At 60.8% G+C, this 25,948-nt stretch carries 21 protein-coding genes; 9 read left to right on the top strand and 12 right to left on the bottom strand.

Annotated features, from left to right (window positions below):
* Positions 1-10: 10 nt before the first annotated feature.
* Positions 11-370: a winged helix-turn-helix transcriptional regulator gene (locus B3C38_RS02000; protein ID WP_022333320.1), complete on the top strand. Its 360-nt coding sequence runs from the start codon at positions 11-13 to the stop codon at positions 368-370.
* A 291-nt stretch (positions 371-661) separates the two neighbouring features.
* Here the strand turns inward: B3C38_RS02000 and B3C38_RS01995 are convergent, their stop codons facing one another.
* From B3C38_RS01995 to B3C38_RS01980, 4 genes are all read right to left on the bottom strand, one after another.
* A complete protein-coding gene (locus B3C38_RS01995) occupies positions 662-1,516 on the bottom strand; it encodes a hypothetical protein (protein ID WP_286724793.1) in 855 nt (284 codons plus the stop codon).
* Positions 1,517-2,070: 554 nt separating this feature from the next.
* Positions 2,071-4,017, bottom strand: coding sequence for a membrane protein insertase YidC (gene yidC / locus B3C38_RS01990; protein ID WP_286724791.1), 1,947 nt, complete (start codon positions 4,015-4,017; stop codon positions 2,071-2,073).
* Between the two features lie 40 nt (positions 4,018-4,057).
* On the bottom strand, positions 4,058-5,677 hold the full coding sequence (locus tag B3C38_RS01985) for a CTP synthase (RefSeq protein ID WP_141405534.1): 1,620 nt from the start codon (positions 5,675-5,677) through the stop codon (positions 4,058-4,060).
* A 12-nt stretch (positions 5,678-5,689) separates the two neighbouring features.
* Positions 5,690-7,825, bottom strand: coding sequence for a DUF349 domain-containing protein (locus B3C38_RS01980; protein ID WP_407934856.1), 2,136 nt, complete (start codon positions 7,823-7,825; stop codon positions 5,690-5,692).
* A 261-nt stretch (positions 7,826-8,086) separates the two neighbouring features.
* Between B3C38_RS01980 and B3C38_RS01975 the strand changes: the two genes are divergently transcribed.
* The 7 genes from B3C38_RS01975 (at position 8,087) to buk (ending at position 14,872) form a co-directional block, all read left to right on the top strand.
* Positions 8,087-8,758 (top strand): response regulator transcription factor, encoded by a 672-nt coding sequence (locus B3C38_RS01975; RefSeq protein ID WP_022333316.1) that lies wholly within the window; start codon positions 8,087-8,089, stop codon positions 8,756-8,758.
* Positions 8,759-8,788: 30 nt separating this feature from the next.
* Positions 8,789-9,880 carry a glutamate 5-kinase gene (gene proB / locus B3C38_RS01970; protein WP_286724790.1) on the top strand — a complete coding sequence of 364 codons (1,092 nt, stop codon included), beginning with the start codon at positions 8,789-8,791 and terminating at the stop codon, positions 9,878-9,880.
* A gap of 6 nt (positions 9,881-9,886) precedes the next feature.
* On the top strand, positions 9,887-11,137 hold the full coding sequence (locus B3C38_RS01965; protein ID WP_286724789.1) for a glutamate-5-semialdehyde dehydrogenase: 1,251 nt from the start codon (positions 9,887-9,889) through the stop codon (positions 11,135-11,137).
* A gap of 107 nt (positions 11,138-11,244) precedes the next feature.
* Complete coding sequence (crcB, locus tag B3C38_RS01960) at positions 11,245-11,616, top strand: fluoride efflux transporter CrcB (RefSeq protein WP_055204092.1); 372 nt, start codon at positions 11,245-11,247, stop codon at positions 11,614-11,616.
* A 12-nt stretch (positions 11,617-11,628) separates the two neighbouring features.
* Positions 11,629-12,834, top strand: coding sequence for an acetate/propionate family kinase (locus B3C38_RS01955; protein ID WP_286724785.1), 1,206 nt, complete (start codon positions 11,629-11,631; stop codon positions 12,832-12,834).
* A 15-nt stretch (positions 12,835-12,849) separates the two neighbouring features.
* Positions 12,850-13,758, top strand: coding sequence for a phosphate acyltransferase (locus B3C38_RS01950; protein ID WP_018695020.1), 909 nt, complete (start codon positions 12,850-12,852; stop codon positions 13,756-13,758).
* Positions 13,759-13,804: 46 nt separating this feature from the next.
* Positions 13,805-14,872: a butyrate kinase gene (gene buk, locus B3C38_RS01945; protein WP_055204086.1), complete on the top strand. Its 1,068-nt coding sequence runs from the start codon at positions 13,805-13,807 to the stop codon at positions 14,870-14,872.
* A gap of 226 nt (positions 14,873-15,098) precedes the next feature.
* Here buk and B3C38_RS01940 read toward each other — a convergent pair whose 3' ends face one another.
* From B3C38_RS01940 to aroQ, 3 genes are all read right to left on the bottom strand, one after another.
* Positions 15,099-16,547 carry a lipopolysaccharide biosynthesis protein gene (locus B3C38_RS01940; protein WP_055211049.1) on the bottom strand — a complete coding sequence of 483 codons (1,449 nt, stop codon included), beginning with the start codon at positions 16,545-16,547 and terminating at the stop codon, positions 15,099-15,101.
* Between the two features lie 3 nt (positions 16,548-16,550).
* Positions 16,551-18,026 carry a pyruvate kinase gene (gene pyk / locus B3C38_RS01935; RefSeq protein ID WP_022333310.1) on the bottom strand — a complete coding sequence of 492 codons (1,476 nt, stop codon included), beginning with the start codon at positions 18,024-18,026 and terminating at the stop codon, positions 16,551-16,553.
* A 149-nt stretch (positions 18,027-18,175) separates the two neighbouring features.
* Positions 18,176-18,604 (bottom strand): type II 3-dehydroquinate dehydratase, encoded by a 429-nt coding sequence (aroQ, locus tag B3C38_RS01930; protein WP_018695016.1) that lies wholly within the window; start codon positions 18,602-18,604, stop codon positions 18,176-18,178.
* A gap of 263 nt (positions 18,605-18,867) precedes the next feature.
* Here aroQ and thiL point away from each other — a divergent pair, with 263 nt between their 5' ends.
* The gene (gene thiL, locus B3C38_RS01925; RefSeq protein WP_286724778.1) at positions 18,868-19,806 is read left to right on the top strand and encodes a thiamine-phosphate kinase; all 939 of its coding nucleotides are present in this window, start codon (positions 18,868-18,870) and stop codon (positions 19,804-19,806) included.
* Positions 19,807-19,939: 133 nt separating this feature from the next.
* Here the strand turns inward: thiL and B3C38_RS01920 are convergent, their stop codons facing one another.
* The 5 genes from B3C38_RS01920 to B3C38_RS01900 form a co-directional block, all read right to left on the bottom strand.
* A complete protein-coding gene (locus B3C38_RS01920) occupies positions 19,940-20,215 on the bottom strand; it encodes an FtsB family cell division protein (protein ID WP_022333308.1) in 276 nt (91 codons plus the stop codon).
* Positions 20,215-20,850, bottom strand: coding sequence for a 7-carboxy-7-deazaguanine synthase QueE (locus B3C38_RS01915; protein ID WP_022333307.1), 636 nt, complete (start codon positions 20,848-20,850; stop codon positions 20,215-20,217). The genes B3C38_RS01920 and B3C38_RS01915 overlap by 1 nt, the downstream gene beginning before the upstream one ends.
* Positions 20,851-21,393, bottom strand: a complete 543-nt coding sequence (hpt, locus tag B3C38_RS01910; protein WP_022333306.1) for a hypoxanthine phosphoribosyltransferase — start codon at positions 21,391-21,393, stop codon at positions 20,851-20,853.
* Between the two features lie 215 nt (positions 21,394-21,608).
* Positions 21,609-23,933: a glycoside hydrolase family 3 N-terminal domain-containing protein gene (locus B3C38_RS01905; protein WP_022333305.1), complete on the bottom strand. Its 2,325-nt coding sequence runs from the start codon at positions 23,931-23,933 to the stop codon at positions 21,609-21,611.
* A 157-nt stretch (positions 23,934-24,090) separates the two neighbouring features.
* Entirely contained in the window at positions 24,091-25,938 is a 1,848-nt protein-coding gene (locus B3C38_RS01900) for a beta-N-acetylhexosaminidase (protein ID WP_022333304.1), read from the bottom strand.
* Positions 25,939-25,948: the final 10 nt, after the last annotated feature.

The following is a 25,948-nucleotide window of genomic DNA, read 5'->3' as shown; positions in this document are numbered from 1 at the left end:
CCGAACGGACATGGAAAAAACCGCACACCCGACCTACGCCCACTGCCCGATCCGCCATATCGTCGACCGCTTCGGGGACAAGTGGTCGCTGCTGGTACTCTACAACCTCCATACGAGCGGGTGCCTGCGTTTTTCGGAAATCCACCGCCGGACGGCCGACATCTCGCAGAAGATGCTCACATCGACACTCCGCAAGCTGGAACAGGACGGGCTGCTGTCGCGCAAGGTCTACCCCGAGGTGCCGCCCCGCGTGGAATATGCGCTCACGCCCCGCGGCGAGTCGCTCATGCCCCACCTCACAGCGCTTATCGGATGGGCGGAGGAGAATTTCGACGCTATCCTCGAAGACCGGGAACGGGAAAAGATATAGCGACGGCCAGGGCCCGCCCGGCAAATCAAGCGGATACCCGCGGACAGCCCCCTGTCGTCAGCCATCGGCAAAACGTCGTCAGTCGTCAGCAAAATAAGAACGCTCGCACAAAGAGCAACGGGAAACGGGAAACGCCCATCCGCGAAACCGGGCGTCCCGAAAACAGGATGCCGGAAGCCAGACGGGCGAAGTAAATCCCGAAAAAGCGCACGCAAAGGCATCGGCTGGCGGCAACGAGATCGGCATCCGGCACATACCCCTCAACAAAAAAAGTCCCTTCCGGGACTTTTCCTATTTTACCTTTTCATAGACATACACTTCGTGCAGTTCGCTGTCGTACCCCGGGTAGAAACCCCTGACCATTCCCAGCACGATGCGCGAACCCCGGTTCGAAAGTACCAGCAGCTCGTCCGTCGCAGGGTCGACGGTCAGTCCCTCGATCTCGCCCGCGCGCCGGAAATCGGACATCATGCGGAACGGCAACACCGTGGCATAGCTTTTCCCGTCGCGCAGGTCGGCAATATAGAGGTTGTCCGGCTCGTCCAGGTCGGCATCGCCGTCGTCGGCCGAAATGAGCATCTGCCCGCCGTCCATATATATCCCTTGCTGCCACTGCGGCACCGGGCGCAGGTGGACTTTGCGCACATACTTGCCCGTCGCCAGGTCATAACCGTACAGGTAGCGCCCGTCGACCCAGTCGGCCATCCAGACCATATTCCGGTCACGGTCTACGGCCAGTCCGCACACCTCGACCTGCCCCGAAGCCGGTTCCCAATCGATCGACCGCTTCCATGTCAAGTCGTCGGCATCGTACACGGCGACCTGGATATTCTCACCCTTGCCGTCGTCGAAAGTCTCGATGCCGGCATAAATCTCACCGTTCCAGACGTCGATATCGCCGATATGGTTAGCGGCGAGCGGCAACCCTTCGAACGGCTGTCCGTTACGGGCGACCAGCCGCCCCTGCTTGTCGTACTTGTAGAGCGCCGTACTGCCCGAAACATAATAGTAGTTCGAGTCGGCGGCGATCCCCTGCCGTCCTTCGACCGGGAAAACCCGCGACAGGCGGTACTCCCCGCCCAATGTCTGCGCCCGGAGTGCGGTTCCGGCCGCCAACAGGAGCAATACAAAAAAAGTTCGTTTCATCGTTATCTGCAATACTATTTGGCAATCATATACTTGATACGCCCGCCTCACGGCCCGGATTTTCGTTCCCCACGCTGCCCCCCCCTGGATTTCCGTGCTCCAAATCCTGCGCCCCGGATTCACACCCGGCTTCGTACCCCGGCAGCTGTTATGCCCCCGGGCCGCGCCCGAAACACCGTCCTGCCCCGAGGCAACTTCGGCCTTGCTGCCCGGATTTTTTCATCCCCGGCTGCGCGCCCCGGCAACTGTTGTGCAGCGTCCCGGCTGCACCCGCGGCCCGATCCTTCCCGGAGCGCTTCCCCGAGGGGACTTCTGCCTCGCCGTCCGGCAACACCTGAAAAGGCCGCCGCCGCGTAGTCGGGATATACAATCGCAAACCTGACGGAGCAAAAACGAGGCCGGAGCCGGAAACCCGCATCGCAGGAACCGCCTCCGGCCTATTCATATCGCGTATCGTCGGGCTTCGCGGAACCACGCGGGCCACCGGGCTTCACGCATTGGCCTGCACCGTATCCGGCAATCCCCGCCGCCGGCCCTGCGCCGGTGCGAACCGTTTACTTGCGTTTGGTACGCTGCTGCGCCTCCTGCTGGCGGAGGAGCTCCTCGTAGCGCTGCTGGAACTTCGACTTCTTGCCCTTGCTCCGTTTGGCGGCATTGGCCTGCATGACGGCATGGATCTTATCGTCATCGACCATGCGGCGGATCAGCAACGTCTGGCCGATGGTAAAGAGGTTCGACAGCAGGTAGTAGTAGCAAAGGCCGCTCGAATAGCTGTTGAACCACAACAGCATCATGATCGGCATCATGTAGACCATCATGAACTTCATACCGGCCATCTGGGGCTGGGACGAAGCCGTCTGTTGGTAGTTGAAATACGAATACCCGAACAGCGACACGGCCATCAGCAAGGCGAAAAGGCTCACATGGTCGCCGTAGAACGGGATCGAGAACGGCAGGTTCACGATGCTGTCGTACGACGAAAGGTCGTCGGCCCAGAGGAACGGCTGTTCGCGCAGCTCGATCGAAGCCGGGAAGAAGCGGAACATGGCGATCAGGATCGGCATCTGGATCAGCATGGGGATACATCCGCCCATGGGGTTGATGCCCGCTTTCTTGTAGAGCTCCATCGTCGCCTGCTGTTTTTTCATGGCGTCCTCCTTCTTGGGGTATTTCTTGTTGAGCTCGTCCACCTGCGGTTTTATCAGGCGCATCTTCGCCATCGAGACGTAACTCTTGTACGTAAGCGGCGAGATGACGAGTTTCACCAAAATCACCAGGATCAGGATGATGATGCCGAAGCTGGCGATATAGTTGCGCAGGAAGTCGAAGACCGGGATCACGCACCAGCGGTTCACCCAGCCGAAGATACCCCATCCCAGCGGGATCAGGCGCTCCATGTGCAGTTCCTCGCCGTCCGCAGCGGTGACCTTCTTGAGGATGGCGTATTTGTTCGGGCCGAAATAGAATGCGAAGTCATACCCTTCGGTCTGCACCGTATAGGGCACGGTCATCTGCGCCGAAAAACTCTTCAGTAATTCCGAACCGGGAGCCGCCGTATCGAACGCCAGGTTGGCGTTGGTGACATTTTGCGGGGCAATGAACGCCGACGAAAAGAACTGCTGCTTAAAAGCCACCCAGTTGACCGATGTGGAGATGCTCTTCGACTTGGATTTTTCGCTCATCCCCAGATCCTCGATCGAGCTCTCGCCCGGGAACCGGTACGAGATCGTCGTGTACATGTTCTCGTTCTGGAATCCCTTTTCGTTTTGGTAGGAATTGTTCGACCAGTCGATACCGATCGACGCCTGGTTGGCCATCTGCGGCGCCATATTCACCAGCCGCACGTTGAAGTCCACGAGGTAGTCACGCTCGGGCACCTGCTTATTATATATAAGGTACTCATATTCGAGCCAGGCATCCGCAGCCACGGGCAGGCGCATCACCACCCTCCGGGCATCGCCTTCGACCTGTTCGGGCTGGGCCCGGAAGACATAGTCCATCGTGTTGACCTTGACGTTATTCAAGCCGTTCTTCACGTAGAACGAAAGGTCGAACCTGGCACTCGCGGGATCCATCAGCTCGATCAGCTGGTCACGCTTGCCGCGGGGTGCATACTTGGTGTAATCCTTGAGCGTCACGCCCGTGATCCGCCCGCCGCGGGTCGAAAAGGTCACGATCATCACATCGTTCTCGACGGTAAACTCCTCCGCCTCCGCGTCGCGCGCACCGGCAAGGTATTCGCCCAGCGCAGCGACCTGCTGCCGGCGTACGGCATCGGCGGCATTCGCCTCAGCCTCGGGCGCAACCGCACTCGAAGCTGCCACGGCCGTACTGTCGGCTACGGGGACTACGGGGCGCGTCGCTGCCGCCACCGAATCCTGGTAGGCCTGATACGCGGCCATTTCCTGCTGATATTTCTCCTGCTGTTTGGTATTGAAATAGGCGAACCCCAGGAAAAGCGCCGCCACGACGACAATACCTAAAATTGTTTTTTTATCCATTTAAAATTGTTTCGTTCTTTCGCTGTTATGAGTGTTGATATTATTTCTTCCCGGCATATTCGAGTGCCGCTCCCACAAATGCCACGAACAGCGGCGAGGGGCTCAGCACCGTACTCTTGTACTCGGGATGGTACTGCGTACCGACGAACCAGGGATGCCCCTCGACCTCGACGACCTCGACCAGCCCCGTGTCGGGATTGATACCCACGGCCTGCATACCGGCACCTTCGAACGCAGCCAGGTAATCATTGTTGAATTCGTAACGGTGACGGTGACGCTCCGAAATATGGAGCTTGCCGTAGGCCGCCGCGACTTTCGAACCTTTCTTCAGCGTACAGGGATAAGCGCCCAGACGCATCGTGCCGCCCTTGGCCGTCACGCCCTTCTGCTCTTCCATCAGGTCGATCACCGGATGGGGCGTAGACTCCATTTCGCTCGAATTCGCATCGGCCAGACCCAGCACGTTGCGTGCGAATTCGATCACGGCGCACTGCATACCGAGGCAGATTCCCAGGAACGGGATCTTGTTCTCACGTGCATAGCGCACAGCGACGATCTTACCTTCGATGCCACGGTTGCCGAAGCCCGGGGCCACGAGGATACCGGACATCCTGCCCAGCTTCTCGGCCACATTCTCGGCTGTAACCTTTTCCGAATTGACATAGCGCAACTTGACCTTGCAGTCGTTCACGGCCCCTGCATGGATGAATGATTCGCAAATCGACTTGTAAGCGTCGGGCAATTCGGTATATTTGCCAACCAGCGCGATCTCGATCTTCTTGGCCGGGTGCTTCACCTTCTCCACGAAGGCCGTCCACGCCGCCATGTCGGGTTCCTTCTCGGCCGGCAGGTTCAGCTTGTCGAGCACCACCTCGTCGAGGTGCTGTTCGTGCATCTTCAGCGGCACTTCGTAGATCGTCGGCACGTCGATCGACTCCATCACGGCGTTGGCGTCGACATTGCAGAACAACGCCACCTTGCGGCGCAGGTTGGTCGACAGCGGATGCTCCGTGCGCAGCACGAGGATGTCGGGCTGCAACCCGTTTTCGAGCAGGGCCTTGACCGAATGCTGCGTGGGCTTGGTCTTCAGTTCGCCCGAAGCGGCCATATAGGGGATCAGCGTCAGGTGCACGAGCGCCGTGCTCTTGTAGCCCAGCGAATAGCGCAGCTGGCGTACCGATTCGATGAACGGCAGCGACTCGATGTCGCCCACCGTACCGCCGATCTCGGTGATGATCACGTCGTAAACTTTCTTCTGCGCCAGCATCTGGATACGGCGCTTGATCTCGTCGGTGATATGGGGGATGACCTGCACGGTCTTGCCCAGGTACTCGCCCTTGCGCTCCTTCTCGATCACGCTCTTGTAGATCTTGCCCGTCGTGACGTTGTTGGCCTTCGACGTGGGCTGGTTCGTGAAACGCTCGTAGTGCCCCAGGTCGAGGTCGGTCTCGGCGCCGTCCTCGGTCACGTAGCATTCGCCGTGTTCATAGGGGTTCAGCGTGCCGGGGTCGACGTTGATGTAGGGGTCGAGTTTCTGGATGGTCACCGAATAGCCTCGGGCCTGCAGCAGGCGGGCGATCGAGGCCGAAATAATACCCTTGCCGAGCGACGATGCGACACCGCCCGTAACAAATATGTACTTGGGTTTGGAAAGTTTCATTACTGACTATATCTATTTATTTTCGTTGTGCTCCTGGTTCTCCTCCTGTGCCTGGCGGTCGATGAGCTTCACCTTCTCGATCGCGGCGGCCATCTCTTCGCGGGCGCGGTCAATCTTGGCCTTCACATCGGCGACGAGCGCCTCGGCGTTCTTCGACTTGGCGAAGAAACCGATGTTGTTCTCCAGCAGGCCGATCTCCTGTTCGAGCTGGCGCACCTTATTGTAAAGGCGCTCGCGCTCCGAACGCAGGCGGTTGCTGCCCGCCGATTTGAGCGTCGAGACCTTCTCGCGGAAACGGTTCATCGAACGGTCGCGCTCCGAACCGCGCAGCGTGTTGAACAGCGCATCGACGGCGGCCTTGTATTTCTTCTGTACGGCATCCTTCTGCTTGATGGGCACGAACCCGATCTCGCCCCAGCGGCGCTGGAACTCGCGGATTACGTCGTATCCGCCGGCCTTGACGTCGGCCGCGGCCATCTCATCGAGCAAGGCGAGTTTCTGCCGGAGGTTCTCCTCGTGCTCGCCGTCCACACTGGCGAAATGCGAAGCCTTGCGCTCGAAGAACTTGTCGCATGCGGCACGGAAACGCTTCCAGATCGCATCCGAATGGCGGCGCGACACGGCACCGATCTCCTTCCAGCGGGCCTGCAGGGCGATCAGCTCGTCGGTGGCCTTCTTCCACTCCTCGCTGTTCATCAGCGACTCGGCGGCCTCGCATATCTCGGTCTTCAGCTGCAGGTTGTGCTCCATCTCGGTCTTCACCCCGGCATAAAACTGCCGCTTGGCCTCGAAGAACCTGTCGCATGCCGTGCGGAAACGCTCGTAGATACGGTTGTTGTCCTTCTTGGGTGCGAAGCCGATGGTTTTCCAGGTCTTCTGGATCTCCAGCAGGCGGTCGCTCGCACGGTTCCACTCCTTGCGGGTCGTGAGCGGCTGCGCGGCCAGCTCCTCGGTGGCGGCACAAAGCTCCGTCTTGAGTTCGAGGTTTTTGACCTGCTCGCCCTTGAGCGATTCGAAATGCTCCTGATGCTGTTTGTTGATACGGCTCGACGCCGCCTTGAAGCGCTCCCAGAGCACCTCCTTATATTCATTGGCTACGGGGCCCGTCTCGCGCCACTCGTCATGCAGCTTCTGCAACTTGTGGAACGCCTCCACGACCGAAGGCTCCAGCACCAGCGCTTCGGCCTGCTCGCAGAGGGCGATCTTCTGCTCGTAGTTCTTCTTCAGGTCGAGGTCGCGCAGCTCCTTGTTGATTTTGATGAAGCTGTAAAAATTCTCGACATGCAGGTTGTAGGTCTCCCACAGGTCTTTGACGTTCTGCTGCGGCACGATGCCGGTCTCCTTCCAGCGCTGCTGCAATTCGCGGAACTTATTGAAGGTATGGTTGAGCGTCTCGTCCGAATTGACCAGTTCCTTGAGCTCCTCGATGATCCCGAGCTTGACCTGGAGGTTCTTCTCCTTCTCGGCCTCGAGGTTTGCGATGAACTCGTCGCGGCGATGGCGGTACTCCTTGAACAACTCCTTGAGCTGTACTTCGGCGCCGTCCACGGCCGGTGCGAAATCCTCCTCGCGGCCCCCTTCCTCGACGAACTTGCGGCGTGCGGCCTCGACCTCGGCGCGGCGGATGCGGTAGAAAGCGATCTTCAGCGCCTCCACATCCCGGCGGATCGACTGCACGGGCTGCTCTTCGAGCATACGCATAAAGAGGGCTACCAGCTCTTCCTTGCCCTTCCCGGCAAACTTGTCCTCGGCGGACGGCGCTTCCTGGGCCAGTTGGTCGGCAGCGGCCTCTTCAGCCGTCTCGCCCTCCAGTTCCAGCCCGGCATCCTGCGCGGCGAGCGCCGCCTCCTCGTCCGCGAAATCCACTTCGGCACCGGCCGGCACGGCCTCCTCGCCAGATTCGGTCTCCACCGCCTCGGCAACGGGCTTGATACGGGCACGCTTCGCACGCGGCGCGGCCTCGGGTTCCGCCACGGGCTCCTCCGCCGCAGGCGCTTCAGCCACGGGCACCTCTGCCGCGGGCACCTCTGCCGCGGGCGTTCCCGCAACGGATTTTTCCGTCTCGGGTTCTTCTGCCGCGGGTGTTTCCACGACGGGTTCCGCCTCCGCTGCTGCGGAGGCCTCGGTTTCAGGGACTTCGGAAGTCACTTCGGAAGTTACGGTCTGCACATCTTCAGCAGCATCGCTGACTCGCTCCTCGGGAGCAGGAAGATTCGGATTTTCAGTAGCCATCTCAGTACACGTTTTTGATTTCCATATATACGGAAGTATATAAATCTCGCAAATATAACCATTTTTCCCGGGCTACCGAACGATTTAGCCGGAAATTTGCTAACTTCGCCCGAGATATGAGCGGCACGCAACCGCGCCCAATTGCCGCGTGCGATACAAAACCTGTCAACCGGAACCATGAGCCACCGCATCCTGCTTGTCGACGATGAAATCGACATCCTCGAATTCGTGAGGTACAACCTCCAGAAGGAGGGCTACGAAGTATTCACGGCGCAGAACGGCGCCGAGGCGCTGAAGGCCGCCGCCAAGTACCGTCCGCACCTGATCCTGCTGGACATGATGATGCCCGTCATGGACGGTGCGCAGACCTGCCGTGCCATCCGCCAGGATCCGCAGCTGCGCGACACGATGGTGGTATTTCTCTCGGCGCTGGGCGAGGAGGATCAGCAGCTTACGGGCTTCGGCGTCGGGGCGGACGACTACCTCACCAAGCCGATCAAGATGAAGCTGCTGGTCAGCCGCGTGCAGGCCATCCTCAAGCGGATCGACGCCGAAACCGCGCCGGCGGAACCTGCCGCGGCAGGTATCGCCGTCGACCGCGAGCGTTACACCGTGACGCGCGACGGCAACGAGATAGCCCTTCCGCGCAAGGAATTCGCGCTGCTCGACCTGCTCTATTCGTCGCCCGGGAAGCTCTTCTCGCGCGAGGAGATATATACGAAGATCTGGGGCACCGAGGTGGTCGTGGGCGACCGCACCATCGACGTGCACATCCGCAAACTGCGCCAGAAGATCGGCGACGAACGCATCGTCACCATCAAGGGCGTGGGCTACAAATTCGAACCCTGAGCCGGGCCATTCCCGGCGAATGAAACGCATATGGACACACAGAACAAATACCGGCGCATCGTCATCAAGGTGGGCAGCAACGTGCTGACGCGCGACGACGGCCGTCCCGACACCACCCGCATCTCGGCCCTGGTCGACCAGGTGGCCCGGCTCCACCGCGCGGGCACCGAGGTCATCCTGGTTTCGTCGGGGGCCGTGGCCTCGGGGCACAGCATCCTCGGGCAACGCGCCGGGAAGCTCGATTCGGTCTCCGCACGGCAGCTCTTCTCCGCCGTGGGGCAGGTCAAGCTGCTCAACCGCTACTACGACCTCTTCAACGAATACGGCATCGTCTGCGGGCAGGTGCTCACCACCAAGGAGAGCCTCTCCACACGGCGGCAGTACCTCAACCAGCGCAACTGCATGGTGACGATGCTCGCCAACGGCGTGCTGCCGATCGTCAACGAGAATGACACCATCTCGGTCACCGAACTGATGTTCACCGACAACGACGAGCTCTCGGGGCTCGTCGCGGCCATGATGAACGCCGAGGCGCTCATCATCCTGAGCAACATCGACGGCATCTACGACGGCTCGCCCGCCGACCCCGCGTCGCAGGTCATCCGCCGCGTGAAACCCTCGGAAGACCTTTCGCAATACATCGACCCCGTACGCTCGTCGCGCGGCCGCGGCGGCATGGCCACCAAGAGCCGCGTCTCGTCGCGTGCGGCGGCCGAAGGCATCGAGGTCATCATCGCCAACGGCCGCCGCGACGGCATCCTCACCGACCTCGTACTGGCCGCAAAGGATGTGCCCTGCACCCGGTTCGAACCGGCTCCGAGGGCAGCCTCGGGCGTCAAGAAATGGATCGCCAGCAGCGAAGGCTTCGCCAAGGGCGTGCTGCGCATCGACCAGGGCGCCGCCGAAGCCGTCCGTGCCAGCAAGGCCGCCAGCATCCTCGCCGTGGGCGTCACAGCCGTCGAGGGCGACTTCGAGCGCGACGACCTGGTGCGCATCCTCGCCCCCGACGGGGCACAACTGGCCGTGGGACGCATCTCGTGCGACAGCGGCACCGCCCGCCGCAACATCGGACGCAAAGGGCTCAAGCCCCTCGTCCACTGCGATTACCTCTACCTGGAATAAACGATTATGGACTACGAATCCCTGTTCAAGGCCGCCCGGAAGGCCGGGACGGCGCTGGCCGACGTCGAACCCGAACGCCTCGGCCGCATCCTGCAACACGCCGCAAGGCTCCTGCGCGGGCATACGCCCGCATTGCTCGAAGCCAACGCCCGCGACATCGAGGCCATGCCCGCCTCGTCGCCCATGCTCGACCGCCTGCGGCTGACCCCCGAACGCATCGACGCCATCGCCTCCGACATGGAGGCCGTTTCGCACCTGCGTTCGCCGCAGGGCGAGGAACTGGCGCGCTGGACGCGCCCCAACGGCATGACCATCGTCAAGCGCCGCGTACCGTTCGGCGTGGTCGGCATGGTCTGCGAAGCCCGCCCCAATGTCACGGCCGACATCTTCGCGCTCTGCGTCAAGACGGGCAACGCCTGCGTCCTGAAAGGGGGCAGCGACGCCCGCCATTCCAACGAGGCGATCGCGGCGCTGCTGCACGAAGCACTCGCAGCCGAGGGCATCGACGAAAACACCTTCACGCTGCTCCCCGCGGGGCACGAAGCCGTGGGGGCGCTGCTGGGCGCCGTGGGCTATGTCGACGTAGTCATCCCGCGCGGCGGGGCGGGGCTGATCCGCTTCGTCCGCGAGAACGCCCGCATCCCGGTCATCGAAACGGGCGCCGGCATCGTCCACACCTATTTCGACATCGACGGCGACCTCGAAAAGGGGCGTGCCGTGGTCTGCAACGCCAAGACGCGCCGCGTGAGCGTCTGCAACGCCCTCGACTGCCTGGTCGTCCACCGCGGACGCCTCGCAGACCTGCCCGAGCTGTGCGCACCGCTGGCCGGGGCGCATGTGACGGTCTACGCCGACGAAGAGGCTTTCGCCGCCCTCGACGGGCACTACCCCGCCGGGTTGCTGGAACATGCCGCCGAAGAGCATTTCGGCACCGAGTTCCTCGACTACAAACTGGCCGTCAAGACCGTCGCGTCGCTCGACGGGGCACTGGCGCATATCGCCCGCTACTCGTCGCGCCACAGCGAGGCCATCGTCACCGAAAACAAGCAGGCCGCCACGCAGTTCACGCGCAGCGTCGACGCCGCCTGCGTCTACGTCAACGTCTCGACCGCCTTCACCGACGGCGGGCAGTTCGGCTTCGGCGCCGAAGTGGGTATCTCGACGCAGAAACTCCACGCCCGCGGCCCGATGGGACTGCCCGAGCTCACGACCTACAAGTATATCGTCTCGGGCGACGGACAAATCCGCCAACCTTAAACCCCGATACGACAAAAAACCTCGAAAAAACGGCAGGAAAAATAACAATCCGTAAGCATTTTTTCTGTAAATTTGCATATCCTTAAAATTTGGCGTATATTTAACTTATGATTCGTGAACTTCTGGCCGTAGGATGCGGCGGTGCTGCCGGCAGCATCGTCCGTTACCTGCTTTCCGGCGGGATCATGGCGGGGCAGACGCTGCTGGGATTCCCAGCGGGTACGTTCACGGTCAATGCCGCGGGTTCGCTGCTGATCGGCATTCTACTCGAAGCTACCAGCTCCGAGACACTCGGATGGCTGCTCATCGTGGGTTTCTGCGGCGGGTTCACCACTTTTTCGACCTTTTCGGCCGACGCGGTGCGCCTGCTGCGTGCGGAATGTTACACGGCGGCGGCGGCCTACGTGGGGCTGAGCGTGGCAGTATGCATTGTTTTTGCAGCCGCCGGCATGTGGATAGGAACGACATTTAGAAATTAACTATAAAGAGAAATGGTAATTTTGGTATTGAACTGCGGTAGCTCGTCGATCAAGTATCAGGTGATCGACATGGAAGCCGCATCGAGCAAACTGCTCGCGAAAGGAATCGTGGAACGCATCGGCCTGCCGGAAGGCGACCTCACCCATAAGCCCGTCGGCAAAGAACCGTTCGAGCTGCACCGCCCCATCCCCGACCACACCACCGGCATCAAACTGGTGCTCGACGCGCTGACCGACCCCGCACACGGCGTCATCGGCTCGCTCGACGAGGTGAAGGCCGTCGGACACCGCGTGGCGCACGGCGGAGAGTTCTTCCCCGAGAGCTGCATCGTGACCGAGGAGGTGAAATCCAAGATCCGTTCGCTGTTCGAAATCGCACCGCTGCACAACCCGGCCAACCTCGAAGGCGTGCTGTCGATCGAGAAAGTCCTGCCGGGCGTCCCGCAGGTCACCGTCTTCGACACCTCGTTCCACCAGACCATCCCGGCCGTAAACTACATGTACGCCTTGCCCCACGCCTATTACGACAAGTACCGCGTACGCAAGTACGGCTTCCACGGCACCAGCCACAAATACGTGGCACAGACCGGTGCCCGGCTCGCGGGCCTCGACTTCGAGAATTCGAAGATCATCACCTGCCACATCGGCAACGGCGCATCGGTCACGGCCGTGCTCAACGGCAAATCCCATGACACGTCGATGGGCTTCTCACCCGTGGACGGGCTGGTGATGGGTACCCGCTGCGGGAACGTCGACCCCAGCGCCATCACCTTCATCGGCGAAAAGGAGGGCATGTCCTACGCCGAGGTGAACGAGATGATGAACAAGAAATCGGGCGTTTTGGGGCTCACCGACCTTTCGAGCGACATGCGCGACATCGACCGCGCCTACGACGAAGGGAACCCCCGCGCCATCCTCGCCCGCGACATGCACTACGGGCGCATCCGCAAATTCGTCGGGGAGTATGCCGCCGAAATGGGCGGCGTCGACCTGATCGTCTTCACGGGCGGCGTGGGCGAGAATTCGTGCGAGATGCGCGAGACGGTCTGCACGGGGCTCGAATTCATGGGCGTCGAGTTCGACCACGCAGCCAACAAGGGCGCCCGCGGCATGGACAAAATCCTTTCGAAACCCTCCTCGCGGGTCAAGGTCGCCGTCATCGCCACCGACGAGGAACTGGTCATCGCCACCGACACGTACAATCTGGTAAATAAATAAAAGCACAACACCACAATGATCCAACATCTTACAGAAATCGTCGACGAGGCGAGAAAAAGGGGTAAAAAACGGCTGGCCGTAGCCTACGGCCAGGATTCGCATACGCTGGAAGCCGTCTACGAAGCCTACAAGGAAGGTATCGTGGAGCCCACGCTGTTCGGTGAGAAGAAAGTCATCGAGCAGGTATGCGCCGAAAACGACATCGACATCAAGGCATTCAACATCGTCGACGAGGCCAGCGACGTGAAATGCGTGCAGCAGGCCGTGGCCGCCGTCGTGGCGGGCAACGCCGACGTGCTGATGAAGGGACTTGTCTCGACCGACAAGTACATGCGCGGCATCCTCAACAAGGAAGCCGGGTTGTTCCCCCCGAAGGGCGTGCTGAGCCACGTGTCGATCGTCGAGATGCCCTGCTACCACAAGTTGCTCGTCATCTCCGACGTCGCGGTCATCCCGCTGCCCGATTTCAAACAGAAGATCAAGCAAATCGGCTACCTTGCAAAAGTCGCCAACCTGCTGGGCATCGAAACCCCCAAGATCGCCTGCATCGCCCCCTCCGAGCAGCTGCTCCCCAGCGTCATTTCATCGACCGAAGGCGCCCTGCTGGCCAAAATGGGCGACCGCGGACAGCTGGGCAACGTCATCATCGACGGCCCCCTGTCGCTCGACGTAGCACTCTACAAGGATGTCGCCGAGCACAAGAAAGTCAAAGGTTCGTCCGTAGCGGGCGACCCCGACTGCCTGCTTTTCCCCAACCTGGAGTCGGCCAACGTCTTCTTCAAGTCGGTGACGCACCTCTGCGGAGGCGAACTGGCCGCCATGGTCGCAGGCACGAAGGTGCCCTGCGTACTGACCTCGCGCGGCGACACGAGCAAGACCAAACTCTACTCGATCGCACTGGCTTGCCTGGCCGTAAAACAATAGGCACACACCTACACCAACCTACCAACTACTAACCGGAACCGAATTTATGGGCTTCAAAATCTTAGCGATAAATCCCGGCTCTACGTCCACCAAGGTCGCCCTCTATGACGAGGAGCGTCCTTCGCTGGATCTGACCCTGCGCCACACGGCCGAACAGATCGCACGTTACACCAACATCATCGACCAGTTGGGCTGGCGCCGGGAAATGATCCTCACGGCGCTGTCCGAACACGGGTTCGACATCATGCAGCTGTCGGCCGTCATCGGACGCGGCGGGCTCGTACGCCCCATCCCGGCCGGCGTATACGAAGTCAACGAAGCCATGCGGCGCGACCTAACGAACGCCACGATGGAACACGCCTCGAACCTCGGCGGGTTACTGGCCGCCGAGATCGCCGCCATGGCGGGTGTCAAAGCCTACATCGCCGACCCGGTGGTCGTCGACGAGATGGAGGATGTGGCACGCCTGAGCGGCCATCCCGACTGCCCGCGCAAGTCGATCTTCCACGCACTCAACCAGAAAGCCACGGCACGCCTGCACTGCGACCGCATCGGCATCGTCTACGAAAAGGCGAACCTGGTGGTCGCGCACCTGGGCGGGGGCATCTCCGTCGCCGCGCACAAACAGGGACGTGTCGTCGACGTCAACAACGCGCTCGACGGCGACGGTCCCTTCGCCCCCGAGCGGGCGGGCAGCCTGCCTGCGGGCGAATTCGCCGACCTCTGCTTCTCGGGGCGTTACACGCGCCGCGAAGTCCAGAAAATGCTGGCCGGCCAAGGCGGGCTCGTTGCGCACCTGGGCACCAATTCCATGATGCAGGTCTCGGAGCGTATCGCGCAGGGCGACGAAAAAGCCCGGCTCGTGGCCGAGGCCATGTGCTACGGCATCTCGAAGCAGATCGGCGCCATGGCCGCCGCCATGTGCGGGCGGGTCGACGCCGTCATCCTCACCGGGGGCATCGCCCACAACGAGTTCGTCGTGCGGTACATCGAACAGCACTGCTCGTTCATCGCCCCCGTTTCGGTCTACCCCGGCGAGAACGAACTCGAATCGCTGGTCGCCAACGCACTGGTCGTCCTCCGCGGCACCATCGTCCCGAAGGTCTACGCCTGACGGGCAAAGGAGCTGCGCACGCGACGGAGCCGCCCGAGCGGCAGCGACCGCCAAGGCAGCAAGTCCCGGACACCGCACACGCCGTGCGAAACGGCGAACCGCGCGCCAAACAGAAACCGGGCTGCAAAACGGAACCGCGCCGCAACAGAAACGTCCGCCGGATCAATATCCGGCGGACGTTTTTCCTGTGTATATCCGGCAGTGACGGCCAGCCCGGGCAGCCGGCCTATTTGCGGATGAACTGGCGCCTGGCCAGTGCGACCACCTCGCGGAAGGCTTCGAGCCGGAACAGTGCAGAAAGCAGGACGTAGCTGACCACGCCCGCGGCGACTTCGGCCAGCAACCGCAACAACGCATTGCCCGGCACCGCCAGCGCCGTAACCCGCACAAGAGCGTACATCGCCCCGGCCACGAGCAGCATCGGCAGCACCGTGCGCACGAAGCGTCCTGCGCCGAATGACGTGAAACGGGTCGTGGCGAAGAAGTTGATCGCCATCTCGCAGAAGGCGATCACCACCAGCCCCCAGATGACGGCCTGGACGCTGACCGGAATCGTCACGGCGAACACCACCGACATCATCACTTTCTTGGCGACCTCCAGTTTTACGATCAGCGCACCGCCGCTCTTGACTTTCAACACATTGTAGGCCACCAATCCCAGCGGGTAAAAAAGCCCGGCCAGACATACCGCTTCGAAATAAGGCACCGTCGCCATCCACTCCCCGCCCAGGAAGACGGCGAACATGTCCTCGGCGATGGCCGACAGGCCGAGCATCACGGGGAACATGGCATAGGCCACGACCATGACGATCTGCCGGTAACTTTCGGCCAGTTTCGGCGCGTCGTCCTTGATCTTGGCCAGCGCCGGGAATGTCACGCTCTGCACGGCCTGCATGGCCGAAGTCGCCGGCTGGTCTTTCAGCTTGACGGCCTGTTCGTACGAGCCGAGTGTCTCCTGCGGATAGAGTTTCCCGAGAAATATCTGGGGCACCTTGTTATAGAGGGTCGAGATGAAATCGGTAGCCAGCAGGCTGAAACTGTACGGCGCCATTTCGCGCAGCGGCCGCCGGCTGCACTTCCCGCAGGGACGCCAGTCGCTCAGCCACCACAACAGCAAGGCCCGCACGGAGGCCTGCAATACGCGCTGCACCACGATGCACCAGATCCCGAACCCGGCCAATGCGAGGCCGATGGCCACCATCCCGGCGATGAACCACGAGGCGAAGGTGACCTTCGAGAGCAGTGCGAAGCGGAATGTCCGGACAAAAATCGTATTCTGGATCGCACATGCGGCGCTCAGCGGCAGTTGGAGGAAGAATACCGGTGCTATCCGCGTGATTTCCGGCATGTCGTAGAACCGCGCGATGCTCCCCGCCAGCGCTACCAGCACCCCGTAAAGCACGAGCGCAACCCCGACGTTGAAGGCGAAGACCGATTTGTAATCGTCGGCCGTAGGTGTCCCCTTGCGGATCAGCGCCTGCGAAAAGCCGCTGTCGGCAATCACAATCGCTACGGCAAGGAAGGCCGTCGGGATCGCGATCACCCCCATGATGGCGGGGTTCAGCAGCCGCAGGATCGTAAGGCTCACGGCCAGCTGGAGAAGCATCGTACCGACTTTCTCGGCCATGCTCCACGCCACGCCGCTGGCTACCTTATCCCTGAGCTGCCCGTCCACCGCCTAAGATTTTTGCGCGGCAACGATCTCTTCGTTACGCTTGCGGATATTGAGGATATTGGCGATCTCGACGTACGACGCACCGCCGTCGGGGCCGAAACTGCCGCCCACGATTGCCAGCAGGTCTTGCCCGTCGAGCTTCTGGTGCTGTTCGATGACCTCCAGCGCATCGATCAGGAAGTGGTACCTGTCCTTCAGCTCCTGGTTGCGCAGGATCGGCACCACGCCGTACGACAGGGCCAGGATACGCTGCGCATGCAGCTGGTAGCATACGGCCATCACGGTTTTCTGCCCGCGGAATGCCGCCAGGTAACGGCCCGTACGGCCGGTCTTGGTGTCGAGCACCACATATTTTATCGGCAGGTTGGTCGAGGCACGCACGGCCGAACGTGCCAGCTGCGCCGTGATCTCGTGGTTCACCGAGACCATGTCCATGTCGATCATCGGTTTGAAATGCGTCTCGTCACGCTCGATCTCGCGGGCGATGCGGGCCATCGTTTCCACCGATTCCACGGGAAAGTCGCCCATCGCCGTCTCGTCGCTCAGCATCACGGCGTCCACGCGCTCGTAAATGGCACTCGCCACGTCGCTCACCTCGGCGCGCGTCGGACGCGGGCTCTTGACCATCGAATAGAGCATCTGAGTGGCGATAATCACCGGACGCTTGGCGCAAATGCACTTCTCGACGATACGCCGCTGGGTATTGGGAATCGCCTCGGCGGGAAGCTCCACGCCCAAGTCGCCGCGCGCCACCATGATGCCGTACGACGCCTCGATGATCTCGTCGATGTTGTCGAGCCCCTCGCGGTTCTCGATCTTCGAGATGATCTTGATCTTGCTGCCGTGGGCATCGAGGATGTCCTGCACGGCTTTGATGTCCCTGGCGCTGCGCACGAACGAGTGTGCGATGAAATCCACGTCGTTCTTCACGGCCCACTCGATAAACCGGCGGTCTTTCTCCGTCACCGAAGGCAGGTTGATCGACACCGACGGCACGTTGACGCTCTTGCGCGAACGCATGGCGCCGCCCACGACGAATTCGCAGATCAGCTCCTCGGCGGTCTTTTCCACGACACGGATCTCCAGTTCGCCGTCGGCGATGAGCATCCGCGCCCCGACGGGTATGTCATCCACGATGTTGGGGACGTTCATGTAAACCACCTTGCGGGTCGTCTTGTCGCTGCCGTCCGAGCCGCGCACGGCGACACGGTCGCCCGGCCGGAAATTGATACTGTTGCCGTACTCGTCGGCGATCGTCGTGACACGGATTTCGGGGCCCTTCGTATCTATCATGATCGGGATAGCCGGGTTAACGCGGTGTACGGTCTCGACAATATGCGTAGCGCCCTCTTCCGAGACATGCGCCGAATTGACACGAACCACGTCCATACCGGCATCGAAAAGGTTTTTCACAAACTCTTCGGTGCAACGGAAATCCGACATTGTTGCGACGATCTTGGTTTTTTTCATTCTATACATACAAGTATGATGCTAAAATATTAGTATTTCGACATTTTAGGTTACACCCGGTGCCGCTCCTGCACACGCTCTGCGCGGACAGCCCCGGGGAACTTCCGCACGCCCTCCCGTACCGGGCCGGGGAATGGGCCGCTCCGGGAACCCGGAGCTTACTCCCTGCCGCGGAGCAACAGGGCCTCGACGCCCAGCCGGTAGGAATCCAACCCGAAACCCATGATCGAGCCCACGGCCACGGGAGCCAGGAGCGAGACGTGGCGGAACTCCTCGCGCGCGAGGATCGACGAGATGTGCACCTCGACGACCGGCACCGACACCGCCGACACCGCATCGCGCAGCGCCACCGACGTATGGGTATATCCGCCGGCATTGAGCACCACACCGTCGTAGGTGCCGTCGGCCTGCTGTACGGCGTCGATCAGCTCACCTTCGAGGTTGGACTGGAAATAACCGAACCCGACGGCCGGATAGAGTGCTTCGAGCTCCCCGAAAAAGGTTTCGAAAGTCCGGGTGCCGTAGACCCCGGTATCGCGCCGCCCCTGCAAATTGAGGTTCGGGCCGTTGAGAATCAATATCTTCATCTTCGAGACTGTTTGACACGCACGGCATACCCGGGCGCAATCCGCAGGCAAAGATAGTGATTTTAAAGAATTTTTAATACCTTTGTTCGACATCGCCCGTTAAATAATGATTTCAAACGCCGCCCACGCCCCTGCCGCGGTTCGCACAGGCTTCGTTCCCGTCCCCAGGCGGGGACTCCGCCCCCGGGGCGGCAGCCGCACGTGAAAAACCCGAAAACCCGCACCGGCCGGCGGGGCGCCGCGGCCGGACACACCCGAGAACCATGACCGAATTCGGATTCATAGACCACATAAAAGAACTCTTCGCCGCCCTGCCCGACAACGGGTTCGAAGGGATCGGCGACGATTGCGCCGTGCTCCCCGTCGGGGAGGGCGAATCGCTGGTCTTCACGACCGACATGCTCGCCGAAGGCGTCCATTTCCTGCATTCCGCAACTTCGCCCCGCGAACTGGGGCGCAAATCCCTTGCCGTAAACCTGAGCGACGTCGCTTCGATGGGCGCCCGCCCGGTGGCCACCCTGCTGTCGCTGTCGCTCCCGGCCGACGCGGCCGGTATATGGGCCGAAGAGTTCATGCTCGGCTACCGGGAACTCTCCGAAGCGTTCGGCGTCACGCTCGCCGGGGGCGACACGACCCGCTCGGCGGCAGGCATCACGATCAATGTCACGGCCATCGGCCGCATCGCCGACGCACACATCAAGCGCCGCAGCGGGGCACGCCCCGGCGACGCGATACTCGTCGCCGGAGAACTCGGACTTTCGGGCGCCGGACTGCATGACATCCTCGCCGGACGCTACGACACCCCCGCCGCCGCAGCCCACCGCAACCCGCAGCCCCAAGTGGCCGAAGGCATCTGGCTCGGCGCACGCCCCGAAATACACGCCATGATGGACATTTCGGACGGGCTGGCCTCGGACATCCGCCACATCATGGAGCGCTCGGGGGTAGGCGCCGCGATCGACATCGGCCGTATCCCCCTCGCCCAAGGGGCAGACGTCGAAACAGCCGCCTGCGGGGGCGAGGATTACAAGCTCCTGCTCACGGCCGACACGGCGGCCGCCGACAGGCTCGCCGCCGATTTCCGCGCACGCTTCGGCACGCCGCTCCACCCCGTCGGCCGCATCACGGGCAGCGGCAAATTGGAGTGGCTCGAAAACGGCCGGCCCCGGGCCCTGGACTGGCACGGGTTCACGCATTACTGACCGGGTGTTGGCAACGGCCACCACCCCGGATTTACCGGGCAGGCGGAAAACGGCCGCATCCCGGCAGGCACGGCTGTAACACAAAAAAACGGCAGCCCGCCGGGTCGCCGTCAAGTCATACGGATCGGAAAAATCACTCCTTGATGATGTATACATGCTCGTCGCTGCGCTGCATGTGATAGTTCTCGCGGGCATACTCCTCCAGATAGTCATCGTAGCGCAGGCGCTCCAGCAGCGTGCTGTCCTGTTCGATCCTGGCCCGGTAAAACTCCCGTTCCCGCTCCAGGGCGTTGATCTGCCGCTTGATCTTCACTGCATGCAAAAGGTTCCGCCCCACCACGAACAACGTGACGACGACGATGACCGCCGTGGCGGCGATCCAGAACTTTTTGCCTACTTCGAAGCCCATCAGGGTATGTGCATGTATTTATGAGTCTGGATCGAGATATTCCATTTCGGATGCGCCTTCGCATACTCGACGATCGCGGGCATCATGCGTTCCGCAACGCTCCACTCGGGTTGCAGGTAGAGGATGCACCCGGCTCCCACCCGTGCGGCATTGCGCTCGGCCCATTCGAAATCGGCCTCGTCCCCGACGATCACCTTCAGTTCGTGCGCCTTCCCGAACGCTTCGTCCAGCGGCGGTTGCTGCCGCTTGGGCGACAGGCACACCCAGTCGAAATACCCCGAGAAGGGGTGCGTCCCCGACGTTTCGAGGAATATCTCCAGCCCCTTGGCGTGCAGTGTTTCGGTCAGCACCCCCAGCGGATAAAGCAGCGGTTCGCCGCCCGTGATGACGATCGCCTGCGCAGGACATGCCGTAGCACGGTCGATCACCGTCCGTACGTCGGTCGGGGGATAGAGCCTGGGGTTCCACGTGTATTTGGCGTCGCACCAGCGGCATCCCACGTCGCATCCGCCCAGGCGGATGAAATAGGCGGGTTTCCCGGCATGGAAGCCCTCGCCCTGGATCGTGTAGAAATCTTCGACCAGGGGCAGCTTGCGCCCGCCGTCGAGCTGTTCGATATCGGTCTTCAGAGCCATCTATTCGGTAACCACGTAAATATCCTTCAGGCTGCGTCCCAACTGGTCGTAGTCCAGGCCGTAGCCCACGATGAACTCGTTGCCGATCTCCATGGCGCGGTACTTGATCGGCAGTTGCTTGCGGTAGGAACCCGGTTTGAAAAAAAGCGTGCAGACCTCGATGCTCGCGGGATTATGCGACTTCAGCTCGCCGATCATGTGCTCGATGCTCTCGCCCGTGTCGACGATGTCCTCGACGATGATCACATGGCGGCCTTCGATGCTGTTGTTCAGCCCGATCAGGTTCTTCACGCACCCCGTCGAGCAAGTACCTTCGTACGAGGCCAGCTTCACGAACGACAGCTCGTTGTTGAACTCGATTTTCTTGATCAGGTCGCTCATGAACATGAACGAGCCGTTCAGTACGCCCACGAACAACGGCGTCTCCTTGTCGCGGTAGTCCTCGTTGATGCGGCAGGCTACGGCGGCCACGGCCTCGTCGATCTTGGCGGCGGGGATCATGATCCTGAACTTTTTGTCGTGAAGTTTGATGATATCCTCCATTTCAGTTACGGTTATTTGTGCAAAAATAACTATTTGCCTGCAAGAAACGAACGATTCCGACAAAAATAATCCGAAATAATGCGAATCCCCCAAAGGCTGTTGCCCGTTTCCGAGCCGGCAGCAGGCCGGATCGACAACACATAATTCCGGCAGGAGGCAAGAAAAAACCGTCCCATGCAGTGAGGACGGCCTTTCAATATTACACCTAATCGTACTTACGGGATATTGGGTGTATCCCAGACTTTGGTTTGCGTGCAACTGATCCGAAGCGTTTCACTGCCGCAGCGCATCCTGAATTCCCCCTCCTCGAGCCTCCAGCAGCCGTCGTGCCCGACGAAGGCCAGGTCGCTGGCCGGAACAGCGAACGTCACCGTGCGGGATTCGCCCGGTTCGAGCGCAACCTTCTCGAAATCACGCAGGCGGATTACATCCGGTGTAAGGCTGGCGACCAGGTCGCTCGAATAGAGCATCACGGCCTCCTTGCCGGCCACTTTACCGACGTTGGTCACATCGACCGTAAAGGTCAGCACATCGTCGGCACCGAACATGCGGCGGTCGACACCGAAATTGCTATATGCAAATTCCGTATAGCTCAGCCCATGCCCGAACGGCCACTGCACATCCATCACGGCGTCGTAATTGTATTCGCCCGTCATGGCTGCCATATTCTCGCAGGGCTTATAGTCGTAAGTCGCCAATGCACCGACCATGCGCGGATAAGTGAACGGCAATCGGGCGCTGAAATTTGCATCTCCCGCAAGCAGGTCGGCCAGGGCATCGCCGCCGTAATTGCCCGGCAGCAGGATGTCGACCACGGCCTGCGCAAGCGGCTCGATATCGCCTATGACGCGCGGGCGGCCTTCATTGAGGATCAGCACAAGCGGCTTCCCGGTCGCCGCAAGGGCCCGCACCAGCTCCTTCTGGTTCTGAGAAAGGTTCAGGTCATCCATGTTACCAGGCGTTTCGCAGTAGGAATTTTCGCCTATACAGGCAATAATCACATCGGCTCCGGCCGCCGCTGATACGGCCTTGTCGATCCCTGTCACGCACTCTTCCTGCCAGTTGTCATAGCGGGGCGGCGCATACTCCACACCGGGGACATAGTCCACATGGTCGAATTTATTGCGTAAAGCCTCATAAATGGTATTGTAGTCCCCGGCAAATTCGTCACAGCGGTCGCCCTGCCACGAATACGACCATCCTCCGTTGAGGCAGCGCATCGAATTGGCATTCGGCCCCGCGAGCAGTATCCGTGCAGACCGCTCCAGCGGCAACAGGCCGCCTTCGTTCTTGAGCAGTACCTCCGACTCCACGGCAGCCTGCAATGCCACGGCAGCATATTCGTCACTGGCGAATTCCGGGAAATCGCCGGTATTCCAAAACGGTTTTTCGAAAAGGCCGAGGCGGAATTTCAGGCGCAGCACACGGCTCACCGCATCGTCGATGCGCTCCATGGAGACCTGCCCCTCCTCGACAAGTTCCCTGAGATAGATACAGAAATCCCAACTCGACGGTACCATAGCCATGTCGATACCGGCATTGACCGCAATGCGCACGGCATCCTTACGGCTCGCGGCAATATGGTCGCGCTCGCAAAGGTTGTAGATGTCATTCCAGTCCGTCACGATCAGACCGTCCCAGTTGAGTTCCTCCTTGACCCATCCCGTGAGCAACTCCCGGTCTGCATGGAACGGCATACCGCCGTTGCTGGCCGAGTTGACCATCAGCGACAGCGCCCCGGCCCGAATGCACTCCATAAAAGGAGCGAAATACTTCTCCCTCAACACATTTCGAGTCACCGAAGAGGGTGTGCGATCCTTGCCCGACACGGGTACGCCATAGGCCATGAAATGCTTGATGCAGGCCGCGACATGACGGTCGTCGACACGGTTGGGATCATCCCCCTGGAATCCGAGCACCGACGCCACGGCCATCTGCGAATTGACGTAAGTGTCCTCGCCGTAACTCTCCCACATGCGCGGCCAGCGCGGATCGCGCCCCAGATCCATGACCGGGGCAAAGGTCCACGGTATCGCACATGCCCGGGTCTCATAAGCCGAAATTTCGGAGCATCTGCGCATGAGTCCGCGATTGAACGACGCCCCCATATTGATGCCCTGCGGAAAGAGGGTCGCCCCCTGCGTATAGGATGCGCCGTGAATCTGGTCTACCCCATAGATACAGGGAATCCCCAGTTCGTCGAGCGAACGTTGCTGGATGCAATTGATAAACCTGGCCCACACCTCACGGGGCTGCCCCACGCCGAAGGGAATATTCAGGATCGACCCAACCTTATAGCGGCCGATCACCGTATCGAGCAGCGCCTCGCTCAACACCGGGTGCTGCGGGTCGCTCTGGTCGATCACCACCCCGGCCGTCAACTGGCACATCTGCCCGATCTTCTCTTCGAGGGTCATCTTTTGGAGCAGCTCCCCGATGCGGGTTTCTATCTTTTTATCGGGCGCTATGGCCGGGGGTATCCGGGTACATGCGGCCAGTCCGCCCAGCAAGCCCAGAAACAAAATCGGAATTTTTTTCATTTCTATTTTTGATATTCGGTTTTCTGGTATATCCACTCAAGGTCTTTTCTGAACCGGCACCTGCCCCGAATCCGTACCGGCAACGCAAATACCACAGGTACAAACCCCGGAGGCCATGCTGTCCGGGTTCCGGCACGAGAGAATCAGGGGGGGGGCATCAGCGGTTCGTCGAAGCATATACCTCGGGAGTTTCGAGATAGGTATAATAATTCTCCACATCATGACACGCGTCGACGTAGAGTTCGGCAATGCTGCCGGCAGGTTTCCCTCCGGCAAACAGGGCCGCCTTCACGGTCGTCCCGGCCTCCACGACGAACGGGCCGGAGTAGATGTCCGACCCGACCGTCGGGTCGCTGCCGTCGAGCGTATAACGCACTTCGGCCGGATATTTTTCCGTATCCAGCGTAACCCGGGCCTTGCGGCCCTCCCTGACGATGCGTGCCGTGATCTCGACATCGTTGCTAAGCGTGAAGGCATTGACCCCACGGGCAAGCAAGCGGGGGATCTGGCTATTGACACGACGGCGGAAGTCCGCCCACAGACGGCGCTCCCGGGGTGTCCATCCCAATTCGGCAATGGCGAGCAGGCGCGGAAAAATCATGTATTCCAAATGCTCGGGAGTACCTATGAACTCGGCCCATGTGCATCCCTGCACCCCGATAATATGCGATGCAGCATTCGGGCGGATGTGCTCGACCGAATCCGGGGCCACATATTCGCCTTTAACAAGCGACTCGTTGGCCGCAGCCCTTTCGGGCGTATCGGGGACAGGTTCGAAGCTGTACATTTTCTTGATGGGTGAGAATCCGCTCATCGCCCGCGGCTGCGTGTGCGGATTAGCCTGGTACCAGTCGAAATAGATGATTTCGCCCGGAGACATGACCGCGTCGTACCCGCGGTTGGCGGCTTCGATAGCCCCCCTCTGTCCGCGGTACGAAATCGCAACGGACGTAGGCCGCAGATTGTTCCGCAGTATCTCGTCCCACCCGACCATCATCCGGCCGTGTTCGGCAAGGAATTTTTCGGCATGTTCGATCAGGTAACACTGCACTTCGTCCAGACCACCCAGCTCCTTGGCGAGCAACTGGCATTTGGGGCAGGTTTTCCAGGCGGCCTTGCGGGCTTCGTCGCCGCCGATGTGTATCCGCCGGGAAGGAAAAAGCTCCATAACCTCGGTCAGCACACCGTCCATGAATTCGAAAGTTGCGGGATTGCCTACGCAGAATTCGCCGCTCGTATAGGGCTTTCCGCTGCAACACAATTCCGGATAGCCGATAAAAACCTCGTCGGAGTGCGCCGGGAATTCAATCTCGGGAATCACCTCGATATAACGGGCCGCAGCATAAGCCACGATCTGCCGGATGTCATCCTTCGTATAATAACCGCCATAGGCCCCGGGCGTCCCCTCCGGAACGTAGCGTCTGTCGCCGAATTCCCACCACTTGAGCCAGTCGGCCTCCGTCCGGAAAGCTCCGAGCCGGGTCAGCAAAGGGTACCTGTCGATCTGAATGCGCCAGCCACCGTTGTCGGTCAGGTGCAGGTGGAAGACATTAAGCTTGTAACGTGCCATTTCATCGAGTATCTTGAAAACCTCTTCTTTGGCAAAGAAATGGCGCGAAACGTCGAGATGGATACCCCGGTAGCCGAAACGCGGATTATCGGTAATCTTCACACACGGGATACCTTTTGCCGTGAGCAGCTGCAGCAGCGTCTGCCGGGCATAGAACAGCCCGGCGGAGTCGGCCGCGGTGATCCGGATGCCGTCGCTGCGGACTTCGAGCCCATACCCCTCGCGTGAAAGGTTCGGCGAAGAGGCATCGAGTTCACAGACGACCCTGCCGTCGGCGACACCCCGGGCGAAAGACACGCTGTCGGTCTGGAAATAGCCGCCGGTAAAGGTCATCTCCGCGGGCAGGGGAACAAGGTCTGCACCCGGCTGCGGATCGTGGCATGCCACCGCAAAAAGCAGGCTCGCGGCAACGGAAATCTCTGAAATGATTCTCATATACGGAATA

The sequence above is a fragment of the Alistipes sp. UBA1686 genome (genome assembly GCF_002320215.1).
GTDB lineage: Bacteria > Bacteroidota > Bacteroidia > Bacteroidales > Rikenellaceae > Alistipes > Alistipes onderdonkii.
The sequence above is the reverse complement of the archived record's forward strand: the minus strand, read 5'-3'. Positions and strand labels throughout refer to the sequence as shown.